Genomic DNA, 21,549 nt, shown 5'->3' on the forward strand with positions numbered 1-21,549 from the left:
AATTAAAAAAATATTAACCTGTCATTAAGGCAATGGAGTCTAAGTGTTTAACTCAATGAGGAAGTTAACGACTTAGATTTTTTTATTACAATGAAAGGACAAAGAAGTCTATTTTATTATAACTATTAATAGTTAAATAAATTAGGCTTATTTTTTTAAAATAATTTATTGTTATATTAATACAAATAAGTTATAATGACCCATTTGGGCTTATATAATATATTTAATTATGAGGAGGAAACTAATATGAGACAAGTAGCTATTTATGGAAAGGGTGGAATAGGAAAATCTACAACCACACAAAATTTAACTTCAGCTTTAGCTGAAATGGGAAAGAATATAATGATCGTAGGATGTGATCCTAAAGCAGATTCCACAAGATTAGTTCTTGGAGGTTTAGCACAAAAAACAGTTCTAGATACTTTAAGAGAAGAAGGAGACGACATTGAATTAGATGCAATCTTAAAAACAGGATATGGAAATATAAGATGCGTTGAATCAGGCGGACCAGAACCAGGAGTTGGATGTGCAGGAAGAGGTATTATCACTTCAATAGGAATGCTTGAGCAATTAGGAGCTTATACACCTGATTTAGATTATGTATTTTATGATGTATTAGGAGATGTTGTATGTGGAGGTTTTGCAATGCCAATCAGAGAAGGTAAGGCACAAGAAATATACATCGTAGCATCTGGAGAAATGATGGCATTATATGCAGCTAACAATATTTCAAAAGGTATTCAAAAATATGCTAAAACTGGTGGAGTTAGATTAGGTGGAATCATCTGTAATAGTAGAAAAGTTGATAAAGAATTAGACCTTTTAGAAGCTTTTGCAAAAGAACTTGGAAGTCAACTTATCCATTTCGTACCAAGAGATAACATGGTTCAAAGAGCTGAGATACACAAACAAACAGTTATAGAATTTGATCCAAAAGCTGATCAAGCAGATGAATACAGAACATTGGCTAAGAATATAAACGAAAATAAAATGTTTGTTATTCCAAAGCCAATGAAACAAGAAAGATTAGAAGAAATATTAATGGAATATGGTTTAATGGATATCTAAGATAAAAGCACAATTATTAATTTACAATTCACAATTATTGATTAATGTTGAAGCTCATAAAGAAAGTTTTGCTAACCAAATAGAAGATTCCCACAAGGCGAAAGTTCTGTTATCCAAATACAAGATTTGGAGCATCACTTTTGGAGCACCACTTTTCAATTCAGGATTTTTTGAATTCAATTATTTATAATGTGAAATTTAAGTTGAAAAATATATAAAACAAAATATTAAATAAAAGGAGATAGAGAGATATGTATATGATTCGAGCAATAATAAGACCAGAAAGGGTTAGTACTGTGCTTTCAGAATTATTGGATGCTGGCTTCCCAGAAGTAACGAAGATGGCGGTTTATGGTAGAGGGAAACAAAAAGGAATCAAAGTTGGAGAAATCTATTATGATGAACTTCCAAAAGAAATGCTTCTAATTGCAGTTAAAGATGAAGATAAAGATGATGTTATAAAGGTAATAATTAGAAATTCTAGAACAGGAGAAAAAGGTGCATTTGGAGATGGAAAAATATTCGTTGCACCGATTGAGGAAGTATACACTGTAAGTAGTGGGAAATCAGGATTATAAAATTGAAATAGGAGGAATAGCTTTATGAAAGAAGTTATGTGTATTATTCGTTTGAATAAAGTTAATAAAACTAAAGAAGCACTCGCAGAAGCTGGCTTTCCATCCATTACTTGCAGAAAAGTACTTGGAAGAGGCAAGAAATCAATTGATATAGCTTTAGTTGAAGCTTATATGGAAACTGGTGAAGTACCGCCAACATCGTATGGTGAGAATTTATCAGAAAGAGGAAGATTAATACCTAAAAGATTTATAACTTTAGTAGTAAAAGATGACGAAGTAAAAACAGTAGTAGATACCGTGATAAGTGTAAATTCAACTGGGACTCCAGGAGATGGAAAGATATTTGTATTACCAGTTGAAGAAGTATACAGAGTCAGAGATGGACAAATAGGTGAAGAGGCAATTTAAAGTGTGGAGGTGAAGTTAATGAGTAAAGTTGATAGTGTTTTGGACAAGTATAGTGCCAAAGTATATAAAAACAGAAAGAAACATATGCTTGAACTTGAGCAGGAAACTCAAGAAATAGATGCAAATAGAAGAACTATACCAGGAGTTATGACACATAGAGGATGTTGTTATGCTGGATGTAAAGGTGTTGTTCTTGGACCATTAAAAGATATAGTACTTTTAACTCATGGACCGATAGGATGTGGATATTATTCATGGGGTACTAGAAGAAATAAAGCAATACCACAGAAAGGCGACGGAAACTTTATACAATATTGTTTTTCTACAAATTTAGGTGAAAGTGATATCGTATTTGGTGGAGAAAAGAAATTAAAGGCTGCTATAAAAGAAATTGTAGATATATTTAATCCAAAAGCAATATTTATATGTGCGACATGTCCAGTTGGACTTATAGGTGATGACTTACCAGCAGTTGCAAATGAATCTAAAGAATTGTATGGAATTGATGTTATATCATTCCCTTGTGAAGGATATAAAGGTGTATCTCAATCAGCAGGACATCATATTGCAAATAACAAGCTGATAAAATCTGTAATAGGAACTATGGATTACACACCAAAAACTCATTCAGTTAATATCCTTGGTGAATATAACATAGGTGGTGACGCTTGGGAAATAGAAAGAATTCTAAAGAAAATAGGCTATGAAGTTATATCAGTCATGACAGGTGATGCTAGCATTGACGATATAAGAAAAGCCCATACTGCAGATTTAAATCTAGTCCAATGTCACCGTTCCATTAATTATATCGCAGAAATGATGAAAATTCAATATGGTACTGCATGGATAAAAGTTGATTTTATCGGGGTTGATTGTACTGTTAGAACTTTAAGAGATATTGCGAAATTCTTTAATGATCCAGAGTTCACAGAAAGAACAGAGGCTGTTATAGCTGAAGAGCTTGAAGATATTAAAGATGATATGGATTATTATAAAAGCAAGTTAACTGGTAAAAAGGCAGGTTTATATGTTGGAGGTTCAAGATCTCACCATTATCAAATGCTATTAAATGATTTAGGTGTAGAAACATTAGTTGCAGGATTTGAATTTGCACATAGAGATGACTATGAAGGTAGAGAAGTAATACCAACTATAATTGAAGATGCGGATTTAAAAAATATCGAAGTATTAGAAGTAGAAAAAATTGAAGGTAAATATAAACCAGTTAAAACAGATGAAGAATTAGAAGAATTAAAGAAAGAAATCATTAATTTAGAATATTATCCAGGTATGATGCGTGACATGAAAAAAGGTTCGATTGTAGTTGATGACTTAAATGAATTTGAAACAGAAGAATTTATTAAAAAGTTAAAACTTGACATGTTTTTCTCGGGCATTAAGGATAAATATATAATACAAAAAGGTGGAGTATTATCAAGACAATTGCACTCTTATGATTATAGTGGACCTTATGCAGGATTTAAGGGTGCTGCAAACTTTGGTAGAGATGTAACAATGAGTTTATATACTCCAGCATGGAAATACACTGTAGCTCCATGGAAAACTGAATCAATATTAGAAGGAACATTTGGAGGTGAGGTATAATGTTAGATTTAACTCCTAAAGAAATTAAGGAAAGAAAAGCGATTACTATTAATCCTAGTAAAACATGTCAACCTGTTGGTGCTATGTATGCAGCTCTTGGAGTTCATGGATGTATGCCCCACAGTCATGGTTCACAAGGTTGTTGCTCATATCATAGAACAGTTTTATCTAGACATTTCAAAGAACCAGCTATAGCAACTAGTTCATCATTTAGTGAAGGTGCTTGTGTATTTGGTGGTGGTAGCAATATTAAAACTGCTGTTAAAAATATCTTTGATATGTATGATCCAGAAATAATTGCAGTTCATACTACATGTCTATCAGAAACAATCGGTGATGATTTAAAAGGTTTTATTGATGCTATAGATATTCCAGAAGGAAAATATGTGTTACATGCAAATACCCCAAGTTATGTTGGATCACATATTACAGGATTCTCTAATATGGTTACTGGCTTTATTAAAGGTTTATCTAAAACAACTGGAGTAAAGAACGGAAAAATGTGCGTGATTCCTGGATTCGTTAACCCTGGCGATATGCGTGAAGTAAAGAGATTATTAAAACTTATGGGTGTAGATTTTACAATGTTACCAGATACAACTGGAGTTTTAGATGCCCCAATGACTGGAAAATATGAAATGTATCCAAAGGGTGGTACAAAGATTCAAGATATTATTGAATTAGGTGACTGCGAAAAAACATTAGCACTAGGAAGTTTTGCTTCAGAAGCAGGAGCATCTACTCTTGAAAAATCATTCAAGATTCCATACTCTACATTAAAGATGCCAATAGGTATTGGTTCTACAGATGAATTAATTATGGAATTAAGTAAATTCAGCAAGCAACAAGTTCCTTATGAACTTGAAGAAGAAAGAGGACAATTAGTTGATATAATGATTGACTCTCATCCATATTATGATGGAAAGAAAGTAGCTTTATATGGAGATCCAGATGTGCTAATTGCTTTATCTAAATTCTTATTAGAGCTTGGAATGATTCCTAAGTATGTAATTACAGGAACTCCATCAAATGTATTTGAAAAACAAATGCAAGCATTGTTTGATGAATTTGGTGTTGAAGGCTGCATAGCTAAACAAGATGCTGATCTTTTTGAATTACATCAATTAATTAAGAATGAATCTGTTGATTTACTAATGGGTGGAACTCATGGTAAATACATAGCAAGAGCTGAAGATATCCCACTAGTTAGAATTGGATTCCCAGTATTAGATAGATATGTTCATTCATATATGCCTAATGTTGGATATAGAGGTGCTATGAGATTATTAGAATTAATGCTTGGTGCATTAATGGATAGACAAGATAGAGACGTAAAAGATGAAGATTTTGAATTAGTAATGTAGATAAATATGCATAATTACCGAAATCATAAATATTTTGATTCCGAAAAACTATGAAAATATCGCTGAAGGTTCTAAGCAGCAGGTTGTATCCAATTTAGCATGCTCCAACTTTCAGTTTGACAAGCTAAATTGGAACAACCTACAGCTAAGAACCTTTAACAGCTCATTTTCAAATGTTTTCTCCACAAATATATTTATGATTTCTAGTGAAAATATGAACTTAAAGTTTTGGCAATTTCTAATGAAGAAATCCTACATTAGTATTCTAAATGCAACACTGCATATTATGACCCTTGTGGTTATAAAAGAGTACCTATCATTTCTGGTGTAATGTATACTCCAAAACTTAAATTTATTTTTAAAATTATTTATCTAAAAATAGTGTGTGAAGTGAGTGTTTAATAAGTATTTAGTGGAAAGATGTGTATTTTGGATAAAGTTTTCACTGCAAGTTAAGTGTAAATGTTGATTTATTTGTTTAAGAAAGTACCCACCATTTCTGGTGCGGTGTATATCTAAAATTTAAATTTGTTTTTTAATTTATTTATTTGGAAAGAGTGTGTGAAATAGTATAAACCAAATCATATGTATATGTTGCAATTCACAATTGAGGCTAAAATTCTTGCAATATTTTTAGAATTATGATGACGAATTAGTTTTGCAACATATATACACATATAAAAAAAGCAGCTATGATGCAATTAAGATTTTAAAAGATATGTTAAATTCAAAAAAGTTAATAATTTCAATGATTGAGCAATTGAACATGGGTAAAACATGTCAATTGCTCTATTTATTAATAGGGCTTTTAATGCTCATTAATATTGAAAATTGAGAATGTAGAATGAGTAATAAATTTGGTTATAAGGAATTTATAAAAAATGTATTGTGTGGCATTGTTTAAAGTTAAGTTAACTTTCATCCTTTATTCTCAATTCTCAATCTATAATTACAAATTTAAAAGGTGGTGTGTGACATTATGGAAAAAAGGATATCTAATTCACTTCTTGAAGAAAGAGAAGATTTTGTGTGTTTTAAACAAGGTCATAATAAAAAATCTATGAAGTGCGATGGTGATAGTGTATCAGGATCAGTTAGTCAAAGAGCGTGCGTATATTGTGGAGCAAGAGTTGTATTAAATCCAATAACAGATGCATACCACATAGTTCATGGACCTATTGGATGTGCTAGTTACACTTGGGATATAAGAGGAAGTCTTTCAAGTGGTGATAATTTATATAGAAATAGTTTTTCAACAGATTTAAGTGAACAAGATGTTATTTTTGGTGGTGAAAAAAAATTAATTGCTGCCATAGAAGGGATAATGGAAAATCATAATCCTAAGTTGATTTTCGTTTATGCAACTTGCATTGTTGGAGTAATAGGTGACGATGTTAAGGCAGTATGTAAAATGGCTGAGGAAAAATATAATGTACCTGTCATTCCAGTTATGTCGCCAGGTTTTTCTGGAAATAAATCTAAAGGATATAAATTAGCATGTAATGCACTAATGAATTTATTTTCTAGGAATATTCTCCCTAAGAGAAAAGGAATTAATATGTTAGGAGATTTCAATTTAGCTGGTGAAATATGGATAGTTAAAGAGTATCTAAAGAAAATTGGAGTAGATGTGATATCAACTATTACTGGAGATTCCAGCTATGACAAATTAATCAAAGCTAGCAGCGCAAGTTTTAATGTTGTTCAATGTGCTGGTTCCATGACATATTTAGCAAAGAGAATGGAAGCAGAAATGGACATTCCTTTCGTTAAAATAAGTTTTGTGGGACTTGAAGATACAAAAAATTCATTACTCAGAATAGCAAGCTTATTTGGAGATGAAGAAATGTTAGCAAAGGCTAAGGCTTTTGTTAAGGAAGAAGAAGAAAAGATATTGCCTATATTAGAAAAATATAAGGAAAATCTTAGAGGTAAAAAAGCTGCAATATATGTAGGCGGAGGATTTAAAGCAATCTCCTTAATCAAACAGTTTAATGAACTTGGAATAGATACAGTGATGGTTGGAACACAAACTGGAAAGAAAGATGATTATGAAGTTATAAATAGTCTAGTTAGGGATGGAACAGTAGTTTTGGACGATGCAAATCCTTCGGAATTAGAAAAATTTATGATTGAGCAGGATGTAGATATTTTAGTTGGAGGGGTTAAGGAAAGACCACTTGCTTATAAATTGGGAGTTGCCTTTTGTGACCATAATCATGAAAGAAAGCATCCTCTTGGAGGTTTTGTAGGAGCTGTTAATTTCGCAAAGGAAATTAATCTTTCAATTAATAGTCCTGTATGGAAGTATGTAAAGGAGAGTGAAGAGAATGAAGGAATCTAAAAGTTATGTAAATCTAACCGTAAATCCATGCAAAATGTGTATGCCTATGGGAGTTAGCAATGCTTTATATGGAATTAAAAATTGCATGACTATATTACATGGTTCTCAAGGTTGTAGTACATATATTAGAAGACATATGGCAACACACTATAATGAGCCTGTAGATATTGCTTCATCTTCACTAACTGAAGAAGGAACTGTTTATGGTGGTGAAAATAATTTAATTAAAGGATTAGAAAATTTAATTAAATTATATAACCCAGAAGTTATAGGTATTGCAACAACTTGCCTTGCAGAAACCATAGGAGAGGATGTAGTAAGACTTTCAAAGATATTTTATGAAAAACATCCAGATAGTAAAGTTAAGTTAATACCAATACAATCGCCTGGATATGGTGGAACTCAATATGGCGGATATTTTACAGCTTTAAGGGCAGTTGTAGAAAATGTAGAAATGTATACAGATAAAAATGAAAAAGTAAATGTTATTGCCGGGCCAATGAGTAGTGCGGATATGAGGGAGATAAAAGAGATCTTGGAGGATTTTAAAATTGATTATATATTGCTGCCTGACTTATCGGAGAATTTAGATGGAGTTCATAGTAAAAAATATAATAGGCTTCCAAGCAATGGTACGAGTATAGACGAAATTAAATTTATGGGTGGTGCAAAGGCTACCATTGAACTAACCACATTTATTAAAGAAGAATATTCTGTAGGAGTTTATTTAGAGGAGAATTTTGGAGTTGAGAATTTTAGAATTAATGTTCCAAGAGGTCTTAGAGATACTGATAATTTTTTAAAAGTGCTAGCTAAAATATCAGGAAATCCAATTCCAGAAAAATATAAAAAACAAAGAGGAAGATATTTAGATGCTATGATTGATTCTCATAAATATAATGCAGAAGCTAGAATTGCTATATTTGGAGAACCTGATTTTGTATACTCTACTGCAAGATTAGCTGTGGAAAACGGAGCTGTACCAGTACTTATTGCAAGTGGAGATGTATGTAAAAAACTTGAACCAAGCTTAAGGGAAGAAGTTGACGAACTTTCAAATCAGTTATTTGCAGGTGAATGCAAAATCATAGATGAGGCAGACTTTAAGGAAATAGAAAAATTCGCCTTAGATTTAAAGGTAAATGTAATGATTGGAAGCTCGGATGGAAGAAGAATAGAGGAAAAACATAAGATTCCATTAATTCGAATGTCATTTCCTATTCATGATAGGATCGGTGGACAAAGAATATTATCTATAGGCTATGAAGGATCTTTAAATTTAGGGGATCAAATTACTAATGTTATGCTTGCTAAGACTGAAATGACCTTTAGAGAGAATTTATACAATGAATATTATAAGGAAGAAGTTGAAATAAGTAATAAAGATATAGCAATTGAGGGGGAGAAAAAGATGGAAGCAAGAATTATCAGCAGAGAAGAAGTAGAAGAAAAAACAAAAACTCATCCATGTTTTAGCTGTTCATCAGCTCACAAGTATGCAAGAATGCACATTCCTATAGCGCCAAAGTGTAATATTAGCTGCAATTATTGTTTAAGAAAATTTGATTGTGTTAATGAGAGCAGACCTGGGGTAACAACTGAAGTATTATCTCCAGAAGAAGCTTTTGCTAAATACAAACTAGTAAAATCAAAAATGGACAACTTAAAAGTTGTTGGAATAGCAGGACCTGGCGATGCTCTTGCTAACTTTGATAATGTTAGGGAAACTTTGAAGCTTATAAGAGAACATGATCCAGAAGTTACATTTTGTCTATCAACAAACGGATTAATGCTTCCATTTTATGCTCAAGAGCTGATTAATTTAGGAGTAAGTCATGTAACTGTAACAATGAATGCTATTGATCCTAAAATAACTGCTAAAGTATATAAATTCGTAGATTACTTAGGGGTTACTTATACTGGTGAAGAGGCAGCTCAAATCCTTTTAACTAACCAATTATCAGGTATTAAGTATTTAGCTGATAGAGGAATTATGGTTAAGGTAAATATAGTAATGCTTAAGGGAATCAATGATCATCATATAGAAGAAGTAACAAAAAAAGCAAAGGAACTTGGAGCAGGAATAACAAATATAATGCAAATGATTCCTGTAAAAGGAAGTGTCTTTGAAAATATGCCGCTTACAAGTAATAAAGAGATAATGGATTTAAGAAAAAAATGTGGAGAGCATATTGAGCAGATGTATCATTGTAAGCAATGTAGGGCAGATGCTATTGGTTTACTTGGAGATGATCAATCTCAAAAATTTAATAAGCCATCAAATGTAAAGGAAGTTACAGAAGAAAAACCACTAAAGTTTGCTATTGCATCAAAAAGTGGAATAGGCGTGGACATGCATTTTGGACATGCATCTGAATTTTATATCTATGAATATAAAAATGGAGAGCCAAGATATTTGGAAAAAAGAAATGTTGAAAAATATTGTAATGGTAAAGAAGTTTGTGAGGAAGAGGAAGATAAGTTTGCTAAGCTTTCAAAAGTTGTTTCAGACTGCAATGGAGTACTTTGTCTTAGAATTGGTGATGAACCAAAAAGAAAATTTAAAAGTATGAATATAGAAGTTTTTATGACATGTGAAACCATTGAAACAGCTGTTGAAAAAGCAGCAGAAGCTATATTAAAAGGAACTGAAGTTGAAGAAATGCTAAGAGCTTAAACCTGAATAATGAGTATATACACCGAAATAATGTGGCATGCGTTTGCTACAGTTGACCCGAGATTTATCTGGATGATTCTAAGGCTACAAAGTTGTGCCCACAATGCTTGCCTCACAGGCAAGCTGTGAACAAGCACATGTGGAACAACTTATAACCTAAGAATCATAACCAGATAAATCACTAAGGCAACATTTCGCAAAAGCATTCTCCATTATTTCTGATATATTATAGATACTCAATATACCAGGTTTAAATTAAAGTTTAATAAAAAAGGAGAAATGAAAAATGATTAATTTAAAACATCATATTTTTGTTTGTGCAAGTTGTAGAGTTAATGGAATGCAAAAAGGAATGTGCTATTCTAAAGATTCAGTAAAGGTTGTGCAAAAGTTTATGGAAGAAGTTGAAGAAAGAGATTTAATAAATGAAGTAATGGTGACTAATACAGGGTGTTTGGGAGTTTGCAATAAAGGTCCTATAGTAGTTGTTTATCCTGAAGGAACTTGGTATGGAAATGTAAAGATTGAAGATGTAGAAAGAATTGTGGAAGAACATATTGAAGGTGGAAAAGTAGTACAAGAATTAGTTATTTAAAAATAAATTTTATACTAGTCCATAAAAGTGGGCTGTCACACTATGAACTGCTTTGTGTTAAGCAACAGTGAAAAAATAAAAATATTTGATACCGCCAATTACAAAAGTATTGGCGGTATTTTATGCTACAGATTCGGATATTCTCGATGGTATAAGGTGCCGTATTTTAGAATAGCATTGTTTTACTGCATTAACAATTCGTGGTATAATGAAGCATAATTAATTGAAGCCATAGAGAGTAATTATCTCTATGGTTTTGATTTTAAGATAGCTCTGTCCATGTAAAAAAATTTAGATTTGTTTTTGTTTATGAATTTAAAAAATTGCTTAGATCATAACGAGAATCAATGATGTAAGGAGATTTGAAAATGATAAGTATAACTAAACTTTTATGTAATTCTGATAATTATGGAGATAGCTTAAGGTATGTAGAAGGCGCAGCCATAGAAAAGTATGGAGTTAGTCCAGGAAGAGGACCTGTAGTTGCTTGGAACTGTACAAAAACTTGTAATTTAAAATGTAAACACTGTTATGCAAGTTCAGATAATAAAAGATATGATGACGAGCTTACGTTAGATGAATCAAAAAAATTCATAGACGATTTAAAAGATTTTAACGTACCAGCATTATTGTTTTCTGGGGGAGAGCCTCTGATGAAGGAAAACATTTTGGAATTATTAGATTATGCAAGTCAAAGAAAAATAAGAAGTACGATATCTACTAATGGGACTCTTTTAGATAAAGATGTTTGCAAATCTTTAAAGAAAATAAATCTTGGATATGTAGGTGTAAGCCTTGATGGTATAGGATCAAATCATGATGCGTTTAGAGGTGTTAGTGGTGCTTTTGACAGTGCTTTAAGAGGAATAAGAAATTGCATTGAAGTTGATCAAAAAGTAGGTCTTAGGTTTACTATAAATAAAAACAATTATAAAGAATTGGAAGATATATTTAAGCTAATATAAAGAAGAAAAGATACCTAGAGTGTGTTTCTATCATTTAGCATATTCGGGAAGAGGAAGTAAAATGGTAGATGAAGATATTTCTAAGGAAGAAACAAGACAAGCTCTAGACTTAATCATAAGTAAGGCAATAGAATTTGGTCCAAGTGTTGAGATACTTACAGTTGATAATCATGCAGATGCCGTTTATACATATTTAAAGTCATTAGAGAAATTTAAAGATAAATCAGATAACATATTAAAACTTTTAAAGACTAATGGTGGAAATAGATCAGGAATGGCTTTTGCCAATGTAGACTTTTTTGGAAATGTTCATCCAGATCAATTTACTTGGCAACATACTTTTGGAAATGTGAAAGAAGAAAAATTCGGATCTATATGGAGAAATTCTGAAAATGAAATATTAAATGGTCTTAGAAATAGAAAAGAATTATTAAAAGGTAGATGTTCTTCTTGTAAATGGTTAAATGTTTGTAATGGCAATTTCAGAACTAGAGCTGAAGCAGTTTATAATGATTTTTGGGCAGAGGATCCTGCTTGCTATCTTACAGATGATGAAATTAATATTATGAAATAAGAAATACAAAAGGGTATATGAGATTTTATGTAAAGGTGAGTGAATGCAAATGATAATATCATGGAATACTACAAATAAATGCAATTTAAAGTGCAGTCATTGTTATAGAGATTCAGGCAAAGAAAGTCAAGGTGAATTAAATACAGAAGAAGCAAAGTTACTTATAGATCAAATTGCAAAAGCTAATTTTAAAATAATGATATTCTCTGGTGGAGAACCATTAATGAGAGAGGATATTTTTGAATTAATAAATTATGCATCCAAAGCTGGCTTAAGACCTGTCCTTGGAACAAATGGTACCCTTATATCAAGGGAAATTGCAGAAAAATTAAAAGCTGCTGGTATTTCTGCAATAGGCATAAGTCTTGATAGTCTTGATTCAAAAAAACATAATAAATTTAGGGGAAATAATGAAGCTTTTAGAGATACCATTTATGCAATGAAAAATTGTAGAGATTTAGGAATTAGATTTCAAATTCATACAACTGTCATGGATTGGAATAAAGATGAGATAATTAGTTTGACTGATTTTTCAGTGGCTATGGGTGCAGCCGCTCATCATATATTCTTCCTTGTGCCTACAGGAAGAGGAAAAGATATAGAAGATGAATTATTAAGTTCAAAAGAGTATGAAGAGTTATTAACATCAATAATGAAAAAGCAAAGTGAAGTAAAAATAGAAATAAAGCCAACTTGTGCTCCACAATTTGTTAGAATTGCAGAAGATTTAGGTGTAAATAGTAGATTTAAACGTGGATGTATTGCAGGAAGAAGCTATTGTATTATTAATCCAAAAGGAGATGTTCAGGCTTGTGCTTATTTAACAGAAGTAGCTGGTAATATAAGAGAAATACCATTTGATGAAATATGGAAAAATAGTGAATTGCTCAATAACCTAAGAACTCAAGAATATAAAGGAACTTGTAACAGTTGTAAAGATAAAAAAAGTTGTGGAGGCTGCAGAGCAAGAGCTGCATATTATAATGACGGAGATTATATGGCATCAGATAAAATTTGCATTTTTAATAATTAAAGGCAAGGATTCTATTTGACATTCCAAAACTTTAAGTGAGGAGGAACTGCTATGGATAAAACAGATAAAGAATTGCTTAATTTAATGCAAAATGAAATTCCAATAGATAAGAATCCTTTTAAAATACTAGGGGAAAAATTATTACTTACAGAAAATGAAGTATTAAAAAGAATAAATAAGTTAAAAAATGAAGGAATAATAAGAAGAATAGGTGGAATTTTTAATTCGAGAAAAATTGGATATACAAGTACTCTTTGTGCAGCTAAAGTGCCTGAAAATGAAATTGAAAAGGTTGCAGAATATATAAATATGTATGATGAAGTGACTCACAATTATATAAGAGAAGATGAGTATAATATGTGGTTTACTATGATAACGCGTTCAGAAGAGAATTTGATTAATATTCTTGAAGAAATAAAGAGAAATACTGGTTTGGAAGAAATAATGAGTTTACCTTCAGTTAAGTTATTTAAGATTAAAGTGGCTTTAAATCTTCAAGGAGATGATACAAATGATTAGTGATTTTGATAAGAAAATAATAAGTAGATTGCAAGAGGATATTCCTATAATAACTAATCCGTATAAGGATATAGCTAAAGAGCTTAGTATGGATGAAGATGTGCTTATAGATAAAATCAGAAATTATAGTGAAACTGGAATATTAAAAAGAATAGGAGCAATACTTTATCATAGAAAAGCTGGATTTAAAGCTAATGCAATGGTAGTTTGGAAGATTGATGATGAAAGATTAGATGAAATTGGAGAATATATGGCATCCATTTCTGTAGTTACACACTGTTATGAAAGGAAACCTTTTGGTTCGTGGGATTATAATCTATACACAATGATACACGAGAAAGATAAGGAAAGCTGTAACAAAATTATTAAGCAGATAGCTGATGATATAGGAATTGAAAATTACAAAATTTTGTATAGCACAAGAGAATTAAAAAAGACTAGCATGAAATATTTCAAATAAATATATATACAAAGCATTGGTTATGTGATAATATATGTATAAAATAGCATATTAACAAAGACAATGTGGTCTAAAACCAAACTAAGAAGTTTTGTTTTAGGCTATTTTTTGTTGGCAAGGGAGCCTGTTTAATATATATAAATATATTAAGTAGGCTCCTTTTAGATAGATTATATTCACATGTAGAAAAAATTTGCAATTAAAAAGGGGTGGAATTATGGATGAAAGAAAAATCGAAATTATAGATAGGACAATAATTGTTTTGAGAGAGATATTTGGTGATAAGTTAAAAGAGAAAAGCGCACAGGTAAGAGAATTGATAAAATTACTATATATAATAGGAAGCGATTATATAGAAATTACGCAAGAGCTTTATGAAGAACTATCACCATTGCCTCAAGATGTAAAATTCATAATATCTAACAATAATAAAATTGAAATAGGAAGTGTTAATGTATTATATGAGATATTAGACAATAAGCTAAATATATATAACAAAATGAATGCAAGAATAGTAGGACTTGATGACATTATCTTTTATGATTATCAGCAGATTTTTTTAGAGATAATAAAGTTCTTTGGAAATAATATAGAGCTAAGTATAAAAAATAATTATAAATCAGCTACAGCTATGAGTTTAGAATGGGTTAAAGCTGGAGGGAAAAAAGTTGTAACGACTTTTGCAGGAATTGGTGGCTTTGCTCCTCTTCAAGAAATATTAGGAGGGTCTTCTTTTTTAGAGAAAATAAAAGATCATAGTAATTATAAGCTATTTCCCAAGGTATTAAGCATATTTGAAGATATTACTGAAAGTAAAATCAGAGGAAATGCACCTTTTATAGGAAAAGATATTTTCAATGTAGAATCAGGAATTCATGTAAATGGTATAGCTAAAGATTCAAGAACTTTTGAACCATATGACCCTAGTGAAATTGGAAGGAAAAGAAATATTATTATAGGTAAGCATTCAAGTGTAAATGCATTAGAAATAAAATTAGAAGAACTAAACATAAAATACGAGCATGATAATTTAACAATTATGTTGGAAGATGTAAGGAAATTGAGCACACAAAAGCGTGGTGGATTAAGTAATGATGAAATAAAAAGATTATATAAGAAACTGTGTGTTTAGATTTTATAAGGTGGTGATATATTGATTTATAATGAAAAATTAGACAATGAAATATATATTGTGGATACAACTTTAAGAGATGGTGAACAATGTGCAGGAAAAGCTTTTTCAATTGATGAAAAAATTGAAATTGCGAAATATATGGATAAAATGAAGATTTATCAGATAGAGGCAGGCATACCTGCAATGGGAGATTTAGAAAAAGAATGCATTAAGAGGATATTAGAAATAAGAAAAAATTCACTAATTTCCGCTTGGAATAGAATGAATAAAAATGATATATTTCATTCAATGGAGTGTAAACCAGATATTATTCATATTAGCGTTCCTACATCGGATATACAAATATATTCGAATTTAGGAAAGGATAAAAAGTGGGTTGAAGAAAATATTAAGGAATGTGTATTTTTAGCGAGAGATAAAGGTTATGAAGTTACTATAGGTTTTGAAGATGCTTCTAGGGCAGACATTAGCTATCTTATAAATTTGTGTGAAATAATTATTGGTATGGGCGTAAAGCGGGCAAGATATGCAGATACCGTAGGAATATCAATGCCTTCACTTATAAAGGATTCAATTAAAACTTTAGTAAACAATACCGGAATAGAAATAGAAATTCATGCTCATAACGATTTTGGAATGGCGATTCCAATTTCCCTAGAGGCAGTTAAAAGTGGTGCTAAATATGTGGATTGCACGTTGGGTGGAATAGGTGAAAGAACAGGAAATTGTAATCTACAGGAGTTTTTAAAAATATCAAATGCATATTTAAAAAGAAATAAAAAAATTGAGGGATTGATTTAGATATATATGCTATAATTCACATTTTACAATTCACAATTACGTCTAAAATCCTTGCAATATTTTTAGAATTATCATGAAAAATTATTTTGGTAATATATTATTGTAATAATAAATTTGTAAGTGGAATTCTATTGAGCTAATTGCATTAAATGAGAATAATAATGTAGAAACTCAATTACAATATGTTCTAATATAAAACATTTCTAAAAATAATTAAAAAAATCATATAAATAAAAAAGTGAGCTTGAAGAATGTAGATATTATTTCAAGCTTATTTTATTGCGTGGGAAATTATGGACATTCAACTAAGACCTGAACTTATGCATATATCTTTCCGAAAGTAGAAACATTGTTATTTCGCAGGACTATGAAAATAAGCTGTTGATGTTTCTTAATGGGAGGTGTTTGATTTGCTGCTTGTCATGAGCTTGCCTAAGGAGCATGCTGAAATGAGTGCAACCTTTTACTTAGAACTTTCTAGCGAAAATTTCTTAAGTCCTGTGGAATAAAAATATATGCAATTTCGGTATATATAGATAAACAATTTAAGCATTCGAATTATTAGAAGAGCATATTTGCAAAGTTGATAAAACTTTAAGTTCATGTCTTCATTAGAAATCATAAATATATTTGTGAATAAAACATTTGAAAATGAGCTGTTAAAGGTTCTTAGCTGTAGGTTGTTCCATTTTAGCTTGTCAAACTGAAAGTTGGAGCATGCTAAAGTGGATACAACCTGTTGCTTAGAACCTTCAGCGATATTTTCATAGCTTTTCGGAACAAAATATTTATGATTTCGGTAAGTTATCACATAAATCTAAGTTCAAAGCTAGATATCTATATTGAAAAAATATAAGTTGCATAGTATTATTTATAAAGTCCAAAATAATAAATATGTTTAAATAAAATTGTGTTATAATTTATTACATAAATTATTGTAAATTGGCGGGTGAACAAGATGAAGTTGGCAGATGAAAAAAAACAAATTATGAGCAAACTAAAAAGTGAAGAAGTAAATAATCTTCTAGAAAGATATAGCATTTCGAGTATGCTCACTTTTGGAAGTTTTAACAACGATGATTTCACTCAAGAGTCAGATATAGATATAGCAGTAATAGGTATAGAAAATATACCTTTAGATAAAATATTAGAACTTGAATTATTTTTAGAAAGAACTTTGGGTAAAGAAATTGATGTTATAGATTTAAGAAGTAGAGAATTAACTATATTTTTAAAGATAAATGTATTAAATGAAGGTAAAATTATATATTCTAATGATAATAATGTTATTTTAGAAAAGTATAAAGATGAAGTTGATATAATATATAGAGAAAATGAGAATTTCTTTTGGTTTAGAAGAAGGGATGTGTTGTCATGAATCAAGAAAGACTTATAAAGATAGTTGAAGATTTTCAAGAGTGTATAAGTGATATCGATGAATGCATTGAGATATTAAAAAACAATAGTGATAACAAAATAATGATTAAGCTTGCAAAATCTAGTTTGAGACAATTATTTGTAAGTTTTAATACAATACTAGAAGACTTTACATCGGTAACTCTTAAGTCATTAAAAAAATATAAAATAGGTATGACTTTAAATGATAGTTTAGAAGTTTTAAAAGAGGAAAAAGTGCTTGATGCTGAGTTGTTTAACTTTTTAGAAAAATCAAGACTGCTTAGAAATAGAATTTCACATAGATATAAAGAACCAGCACATGCAGAATTATTTGAGCATGTTGTAAAGTATAAAGATGATTTTAAGAAAATTTTAAATATTGCAAAACAGTATTTAAAAGAGTAAGTAGGGGAAGAGATGCTAGAAGATTTAATCAGTGTTTTAGATAATGTAATATATTTAGATATAGAAACAACTGGACTTGATGAAACATGCTCAGAAATTATAGAAATTGGAGCTGTTAAAGTTAAGAATGGAGTTGTAACTACTTATAATACATTAATAAGACCAAGAGGACGCGTGCCAATAAGTATTTACAGTCTCTGCAGTGATCTAAATGAGGCAGATTTACTAAGTGCTAGAAGTTTGAATTCTATAAAAAAAGAAGTACTGGAATTTTTAGAAGATTTACCTTTAATATGCCATAATGCAAATTTTGAAAGAAAATTTTTATCTTTTTATATTCCTGAAATAAAAAATACAATAATGGATTCTATGGAGCTTGCAATAATTTTAGAACCATGGAGAAAAGAATATAATTTAAATTCTTTGATTAAAGAAATTACTAATTTAAATAAGGATGAGTTACATAGAGGACTATCAGATTCAATAGACACCTTAAAAGTAGTTAATTCACTACTTTTAAGGCAATGGAATAGAGAAGAAAATAGCAGAAAAAAGAATAAATCTCTGCATAATCTAATTATTAAAGAATATCAGTATTTACAAAAATGGCCATGGACTAAGCATTTATTGAAGCCTCCTTTTTTCATTGAGGAAGGTTATACATATGTAAATTACCTAGAGAACAAAGAAGAGGAACTTAAGCTAAGGAAAATTCCTATAGATTATTTGAAATATGAAGATTTACTTGAAAATGAAGAGATATGGAATAATGGCGGAGATTTTGGATACCAGTATAGAAAAGATCAAAAGGAATTTGCAAAAAAGATAAGAGAAAATTTTGAAAAATGTGAGAGGATATTTATAGAGGCACCAACTGGAAGTGGGAAAACTTTTGCGTATGTAATAATAGCGGCTATTGAAACGTACCTAAATAAGCAGAAAAATAGAAAAGATGATGCTAGCTTTATTATATCTACCAATACAAAGGAATTACAAAATCAACTTATTGAGAGGGATATTCCGACTATACTTAAAAAATTAAGATTAGATGATAAATTAAATTATGGTGCTATGAAAGGGAAAGGAAATTATCTTTGCATAGAAAGAATAAATAAATGTGAAGAATTTCAGATGGATGAAAAAGGGAATCTAGCATTACTTTTTCTAAGGAGACTTTGTGAAAATGGTAATTATGGAGATATAGAAAATATAAATTATCTAGTTCAAAAACATCTGGAATTGGATAAGTACATAAGGGAAGTTAATTGTGATAGTGAACAATGTAAGCTTGATAAATGTACAAGGGCTTGCTTCCTAAGAAAAAGGTATAATGAGCTGCCTGAGGAAAACATCACAGTTATTAATCATTCTCTTTTAGCATGCTGGCCATATACTGAAAAGAAAAAGATTAACCACATAATTATTGATGAGGGTCATAACTTAATGGAAAAGTGTTATGATTTTTTTGCTGAGGAATTTTCGTCAGCTGAATTTATACAATTGCTAGATCTTATAGAAAAAGGTCACCCGAGTATTATAGCTATGCTTTTAACTTTAAATGCTAGTTATGGTTATAGAGAAACCATAGAAAAAGATAAAATTATGTATTTAGCAAATGACATTATAGTAAATATAAATATATTATTAAATGATTTTAGAAGTATAAGGCTTGTTAGCGGGGAATATAATTTTACTACTGAATTTTTCCTTCCAAGAGAAGATTTAAAAGTAATAACAAATGCCGTAGGATCTGAGATATCAGTTTTGAAAGAAAGTATATATCCACTATATAAGATGTTAAATGATTATATTTATAATATAACTTTAGATGATGAAATAGATGGAGATATTGACCACAAGAATTTATCTGATTTCATAGCAAAGCTTAAAAGTGCATTTGATGTTTTAGATAAGTTTTTAGAAAGCTCAGTGTTCTATGCAAAAATATTAGAAGTAGACTCAGAATATAAATCATTCACACTTAAAAATGTTCCTTTAAATGTTGGAGAACTAGTTAATGAACATATGTTAAAAGATGTTAAAAGTACAACGTTCTTATCGGCAACATTGAGAATAGAAAATTCTTTTAATAAAATAAAAAAGCATTTAGGACAGGAAAAGGCAAAGGAGTTTATAATTCCACCAACTTTTGATTTAAAGAAAAGGACTAAAATCTTTGCTTTAAAAGATGTTGGGAGGTATGATGAACCATCATATATAAAAAATGTTTCAAAATTTATTTATAATGCTGCATTAAAAATAAATGGTCATATTCTTGTTTTATTCAATAATAATGCAAGGAGAACTGCTGTGAATGAAGAGCTTGAGCTGCTTACTAGAGGAACAAAAATAGAAGTACATATGAGCAAAAAATCAGTAAGAGCTTTAAATGATAAAAATAGGCAGGTTATAATACTTGGAAGCAAGGGCTTTTTTGAGGGGATAGATGTACCTGGAGACGCATTAAGCTGTGTTATGTTAGATAAAATTCCTAACTATAGTCCAGAATATCCTATTTTAAGAGCAATTACTACATACCAGAAGAAGGGATATCAGGATGTGAATTATCCTCAGGTATGTATTAAAGCTAAGCAAATATATGGCAGACTTATTAGAAGCACTTTTGATTATGGATACTTTATAATTTTAGATCCAGGACAAAACTCATATACTATAAGAAATCTTGAAAGAGATCTAAATGGGCCAAGTATAGAATTTTCATCGACTACTAAAGTACTTTCAGAGATGGAGTTTGATTATAATAATTGGAGAAGAAACAATATTAATACAATTATAAACAACATTAAGAAAAGTAATAAAAGCATTAAAGAGGAATTTAACAATGAGTCGAAAAAGCATAAATTATTTTGGGAATTACTAAAAGTTGAAAATGATATGTATTATTTTGAAAACATTAATTTTAAATTAAATGGTAAGATTTAAAATTAAACTACTCACCTACTAAAGTAGGTGGATTTAAGGTATAAATACCTTAGACTGAAAGTCATAGCTCTTTAAGGATTAATCCTTCTAAAAGGCCATTAGCTGAAGCAACCTAAAGAGCATGACTGAAACTCTTTATTGTTCTATCTTAAATATATCTTCTTTATCACTAAGTTCTTGGCTTTCTATATACCTTTTAATAGTTTCTTCTGTAACACTACCTACTGTTGCACAAAAATATCCTCTTGCCCACAAATGTTGTCCCCAGTATCTTTTCTTTAATTCTGGGAATTCATCTTGTATTAATCTTGATGATCTTCCTTTAAGATACTGAACAACCTTACTGGGTGCAATGTTCGGAGAACATCCTATCAGCATATGAACATGATCTTTTCCAATACTTCCTCTAACAATAGCAATGTTTCTTGCTTCGCAACCTTGCCGAATTAACTCTCGTAATCTTGAGGCTATCGGCTTGTTTAATACTTTGTATCTATATTTTGTTACCCATATAACATGATATTTTATATCATATATCGTGTGACTGCCTTTGTTATACTCATCCATACTAAATCACCATCCTTAGTAATTAGTATGGTCATATTCACAATTTCTTAAAAGGCTAAAAGCTTATACCGTCTAAAGACGGTGGATTTAGACCACGCGCATAGAAATTA

17 protein-coding genes and 1 pseudogene are annotated in these 21,549 nt (G+C 30.3%); 17 read left to right on the forward strand and 1 reads right to left on the reverse strand.

Going from position 1 to position 21,549, the window contains the following annotated elements; all coding sequences use genetic code 11:
• Nucleotides 1-246 precede the first annotated feature (246 nt).
• From nifH to KEC93_RS10335, 17 genes and pseudogenes are all read left to right on the forward strand, one after another.
• Nucleotides 247-1,068, forward strand: a complete 822-nt coding sequence (gene nifH / locus KEC93_RS10255; RefSeq protein WP_012058230.1) for a nitrogenase iron protein — start codon at nt 247-249, stop codon at nt 1,066-1,068.
• Nucleotides 1,069-1,319: 251 nt separating this feature from the next.
• A complete protein-coding gene (locus KEC93_RS10260) occupies nt 1,320-1,646 on the forward strand; it encodes a P-II family nitrogen regulator (RefSeq protein ID WP_023976171.1) in 327 nt (108 codons plus the stop codon).
• 24 nt (nt 1,647-1,670) lie between these two features.
• Nucleotides 1,671-2,054, forward strand: coding sequence for a P-II family nitrogen regulator (locus KEC93_RS10265; RefSeq protein ID WP_012058232.1), 384 nt, complete (start codon nt 1,671-1,673; stop codon nt 2,052-2,054).
• 18 nt (nt 2,055-2,072) lie between these two features.
• Entirely contained in the window at nt 2,073-3,659 is a 1,587-nt protein-coding gene (locus KEC93_RS10270) for a nitrogenase component I subunit alpha (protein ID WP_023976170.1), read from the forward strand.
• Nucleotides 3,659-5,023 carry a nitrogenase molybdenum-iron protein subunit beta gene (gene nifK, locus KEC93_RS10275; RefSeq protein WP_077868590.1) on the forward strand — a complete coding sequence of 455 codons (1,365 nt, stop codon included), beginning with the start codon at nt 3,659-3,661 and terminating at the stop codon, nt 5,021-5,023. Before KEC93_RS10270 ends, nifK begins: the two co-directional genes overlap by 1 nt.
• A 979-nt stretch (nt 5,024-6,002) precedes the next feature.
• Nucleotides 6,003-7,367 carry a nitrogenase iron-molybdenum cofactor biosynthesis protein NifE gene (gene nifE, locus KEC93_RS10280; protein ID WP_077868591.1) on the forward strand — a complete coding sequence of 455 codons (1,365 nt, stop codon included), beginning with the start codon at nt 6,003-6,005 and terminating at the stop codon, nt 7,365-7,367.
• Nucleotides 7,354-10,044 carry a nitrogenase cofactor biosynthesis protein NifB gene (gene nifB / locus KEC93_RS10285; RefSeq protein WP_023976169.1) on the forward strand — a complete coding sequence of 897 codons (2,691 nt, stop codon included), beginning with the start codon at nt 7,354-7,356 and terminating at the stop codon, nt 10,042-10,044. The genes nifE and nifB overlap by 14 nt, the downstream gene beginning before the upstream one ends.
• Nucleotides 10,045-10,330: 286 nt before the next feature.
• On the forward strand, nt 10,331-10,639 hold the full coding sequence (locus KEC93_RS10290; RefSeq protein ID WP_077868592.1) for a 2Fe-2S ferredoxin: 309 nt from the start codon (nt 10,331-10,333) through the stop codon (nt 10,637-10,639).
• Nucleotides 10,640-11,007: 368 nt separating this feature from the next.
• Nucleotides 11,008-12,178 (forward strand): annotated as a pseudogene (nirJ1, locus tag KEC93_RS10295) (putative heme d1 biosynthesis radical SAM protein NirJ1).
• Between the two features lie 49 nt (nt 12,179-12,227).
• A complete protein-coding gene (nirJ2, locus tag KEC93_RS10300) occupies nt 12,228-13,211 on the forward strand; it encodes a putative heme d1 biosynthesis radical SAM protein NirJ2 (RefSeq protein WP_077868594.1) in 984 nt (327 codons plus the stop codon).
• Between the two features lie 51 nt (nt 13,212-13,262).
• Nucleotides 13,263-13,730 (forward strand): siroheme decarboxylase subunit alpha, encoded by a 468-nt coding sequence (gene ahbA, locus KEC93_RS10305; RefSeq protein ID WP_039773838.1) that lies wholly within the window; start codon nt 13,263-13,265, stop codon nt 13,728-13,730.
• On the forward strand, nt 13,723-14,190 hold the full coding sequence (ahbB, locus tag KEC93_RS10310) for a siroheme decarboxylase subunit beta (protein WP_023976165.1): 468 nt from the start codon (nt 13,723-13,725) through the stop codon (nt 14,188-14,190). Before ahbA ends, ahbB begins: the two co-directional genes overlap by 8 nt.
• A gap of 217 nt (nt 14,191-14,407) precedes the next feature.
• Nucleotides 14,408-15,322, forward strand: coding sequence for a homocitrate synthase/isopropylmalate synthase family protein (locus KEC93_RS10315; protein ID WP_023976164.1), 915 nt, complete (start codon nt 14,408-14,410; stop codon nt 15,320-15,322).
• Nucleotides 15,323-15,343: 21 nt separating this feature from the next.
• The gene (locus tag KEC93_RS10320; RefSeq protein WP_023976163.1) at nt 15,344-16,126 is read left to right on the forward strand and encodes a hydroxymethylglutaryl-CoA lyase-like TIM-barrel protein; all 783 of its coding nucleotides are present in this window, start codon (nt 15,344-15,346) and stop codon (nt 16,124-16,126) included.
• A 958-nt stretch (nt 16,127-17,084) separates the two neighbouring features.
• The gene (gene mntA / locus KEC93_RS10325; RefSeq protein ID WP_023976161.1) at nt 17,085-17,504 is read left to right on the forward strand and encodes a type VII toxin-antitoxin system MntA family adenylyltransferase antitoxin; all 420 of its coding nucleotides are present in this window, start codon (nt 17,085-17,087) and stop codon (nt 17,502-17,504) included.
• Entirely contained in the window at nt 17,501-17,929 is a 429-nt protein-coding gene (locus KEC93_RS10330; RefSeq protein WP_017212857.1) for a HepT-like ribonuclease domain-containing protein, read from the forward strand. Before mntA ends, KEC93_RS10330 begins: the two co-directional genes overlap by 4 nt.
• 12 nt (nt 17,930-17,941) lie before the next feature.
• Nucleotides 17,942-20,872: a helicase C-terminal domain-containing protein gene (locus tag KEC93_RS10335; RefSeq protein WP_077868593.1), complete on the forward strand. Its 2,931-nt coding sequence runs from the start codon at nt 17,942-17,944 to the stop codon at nt 20,870-20,872.
• Between the two features lie 135 nt (nt 20,873-21,007).
• Here the strand turns inward: KEC93_RS10335 and tnpA are convergent, their stop codons facing one another.
• A complete protein-coding gene (tnpA, locus tag KEC93_RS10340; protein ID WP_065416022.1) occupies nt 21,008-21,439 on the reverse strand; it encodes an IS200/IS605 family transposase in 432 nt (143 codons plus the stop codon).
• Between the last annotated feature and the right edge of the window lie 110 nt (nt 21,440-21,549).

Origin of the sequence: Clostridium beijerinckii (genome assembly GCF_018223745.1) — a bacterium.
Classification (GTDB): Bacteria; Bacillota; Clostridia; order Clostridiales; family Clostridiaceae; genus Clostridium; species Clostridium beijerinckii.